The sequence below is a fragment of the Phaeovulum sp. genome, from assembly GCF_041596715.1.
In the GTDB taxonomy this organism is placed as follows: Bacteria; Pseudomonadota; Alphaproteobacteria; order Rhodobacterales; family Rhodobacteraceae; genus UBA6213.
The window spans coordinates 1-2,313 of record NZ_JBFHIA010000348.1 but is presented as its reverse complement, the minus strand read 5'-3'; the positions used below and the strand labels follow the sequence as shown (position 1 = coordinate 2,313).

General features: G+C 60.4%; 3 protein-coding genes and 1 tRNA gene. 1 reads left to right on the top strand and 3 read right to left on the bottom strand.

Annotated features, from left to right (window positions below; genetic code table 11):
* The first annotated feature begins 398 nt into the window (after nt 1-398).
* Nucleotides 399-474 (top strand) — tRNA-Ile (locus tag ABY403_RS15825).
* Nucleotides 475-639: 165 nt separating this feature from the next.
* On the opposite strand, the gene ABY403_RS15820 is transcribed toward ABY403_RS15825, so the two are convergent.
* From ABY403_RS15820 to ABY403_RS15810, 3 genes are all read right to left on the bottom strand, one after another.
* Nucleotides 640-1,146 (bottom strand): hypothetical protein, encoded by a 507-nt coding sequence (locus ABY403_RS15820; protein WP_372841775.1) that lies wholly within the window; start codon nt 1,144-1,146, stop codon nt 640-642.
* A 58-nt stretch (nt 1,147-1,204) separates the two neighbouring features.
* A complete protein-coding gene (locus ABY403_RS15815) occupies nt 1,205-1,906 on the bottom strand; it encodes a DUF3592 domain-containing protein (RefSeq protein WP_372841774.1) in 702 nt (233 codons plus the stop codon).
* Nucleotides 1,907-1,943: 37 nt separating this feature from the next.
* On the bottom strand, nt 1,944-2,313 hold a 370-nt coding region (locus ABY403_RS15810; RefSeq protein WP_372841773.1), incomplete at its 5' end, for a hypothetical protein.

The window sequence follows — 2,313 nt, the reverse complement described above, 5'->3', positions numbered from 1 at the left end:
TCCAACAGCCGCTTTCCCGTTCCTGCGGATGTCTTCCCGCCGGAAGTTCTGGCCCGCCACAACGCGATAATGGCGGCTTGGAACACCGAAGTTCCGCAGCCAAAGATTGCCTAGCGCAAGGCTCTTTCCTACGTCATTGCAAGAGCACCGCATTGGCAGCGAGGGCAAAGGCCGAATGGTGGGCCTTCGCCCACCTCGCGCAGCGCGTGCTAGCCCTGCACCAGCCCGAATGGTGGTTACGGTCGGCCAGCAGCTAAAGCGCCCATGCGAGCTTCCCCGGCATGGCCGCCGCGCCAGCCTCTGCCCCCGCGGCAATTGCGGCACCTATAGGGGCTTTTGCTTGACGCACCTGCACGGTCTGCTATCCAACCTCCACCCTGCCTTGCGGTCGGCACGGCGGGCCCGTAGCTCAATGGTTAGAGCAGGGCGCTCATAACGCCTTGGTTGGGGGTTCGAGTCCCTCCGGGCCTACCATTCAAGCCACATTTGTTACGGCTTCTTCCTCAAACGCGCCCCCTGCCCCGGCAGAGCCGTTTTTGCGGCCCACCTCATGGGCGCGATCTGGGGGATGGCGCATTTTGCGCGCGGGTTTTGAACAGCGGGCGTTGGGCCTTATTACAGCGCAAAAAACACCGCGCGTCAGTTCGCAGACGATAAGAACATCGCAGTTTGCAACGCAACGGCTTTCGGGTCAGCAACGCCACGCGCATCAATATTTACATGAATAATCAGATAGTCAGCCATCATGAAAGACAGCTGATCGCGCTTTGCTGACCATGCCGCCTTGATACCCAACCCCTCTACCGGATCCGCATCAGAATAGGTTGCAAGCACGCGATCAAAGTCGTTCAGGCCATGCGCCTGCGCGAAGATCGTCGTCAGCCTGTCACCCTCTGGCTTTGCGCCCAGCTTGACCCGGGCGTCGTCGTCGCTGGCGGGCACCCCCCAAACGTAGGTGCAGGTTGGGTATGACTTCACCTCACAATGTGCGTATTTCAAGGTGTCGTTTTGGCTGAAGGGCAGCAGGGTTCGCAAATCCGCCTCGGGGATCGGTTCGCGCTCACCTTGCGCCCATGCGGGCCAGGCGAGGACGAAAAGCACGCCGAGACAAGGCTTTCCGGCTAATTTCAGAAAATGGCTGAGCATCCGCGAGCCCTCTTGAAACGGGTTGAAACATTGCGGTCCGTCCCGCGCAAAGCGGGTGTCATCTGCTGCCTATGTCGCCTTCCCAAACAGCCTTCCTGCGCCCTTCGGGATCTGCAAAAATGGTGATTGCAGTTCCTACAGGCAGAAGGTCACCCAAGCGCCGGGTATCGGTGCGCCCGGTCATTCCGACGGCATCGCGCCACTGCATATGACCCGTGGTGTTCTTTTTGCCTTCGGTCACGTGGCCGGTCACTTCGGCGGCACGAATCTCGCCTGTCTCGCGCAGCCCCACACACGCAAGCGCGCGCAAGATGGTGTAGGCCCCGCCCGCAAGCCCCGCCAGCACCAGCCCGGCAGAGGCCGCCAGAGCCAGCCAATACAAAGTGGCGAGGCTGTCAGGCTCAACAGCGCTGATGCCCACGTCAGACGGAAGATACCGCACCAAGATCTCTGCGCCTTCAGATTGCGCGTCGTAAAACGTCTGGCTCACGACCTGTTCACCACGTGTGTAGGGGTCATCAGGCGTGGGAAAGGAATATCCAAGTCGATAGGTAGTGAGGCCCTTGCCAGCGCGCGAGGAGTAGGACTTGTCTGTTACCTGCCCCACCGCCTCGACCCCGTCCGCCAAAACCCGCGCGGCAGCTTGCGCTTCGGTGATCTTGAAGGTAGCTAGCGCAATTCCCGCAAGGATGAGCAGCGCATAGATCCAGCCTTGCTGGTGCCAGAAATACCCCACCGCTGTCCGTTTTTTGAAACGCATCAAAGCCATCCTTTGTGCCAGAGGGTTTTCGCGCGCGTCAGCGGGTCATCGTCACTGCGCGCCAGCTTCTTACCGGCATGCCATTGACCACGGATGAGGTATGAAAAATGCCGTACATCTGCTCTGGCCCGACGACCATCAGGCGCAAGGTCATGTCCATGACAACGCCGTCCATCGTGGCCGTGGTATGGCCGATAAGGCGCGCAAGATTCTCGACCCCGCACCCCATCAGCATTTCAACGTCCGACGATGAAAGAAGCGGTGCCGGTGCCCCGTCTTTGGTCGCATCCGCCTCGAAACTCCACGGCGGCTCATCGGCCCAGATGAAGGGAATGGGGGCCTGCGCTTCTGGATGGGTGCCGACAAGCTGGCCGGATGGCAGCATTTCGATCTGCATCGTCTCTACC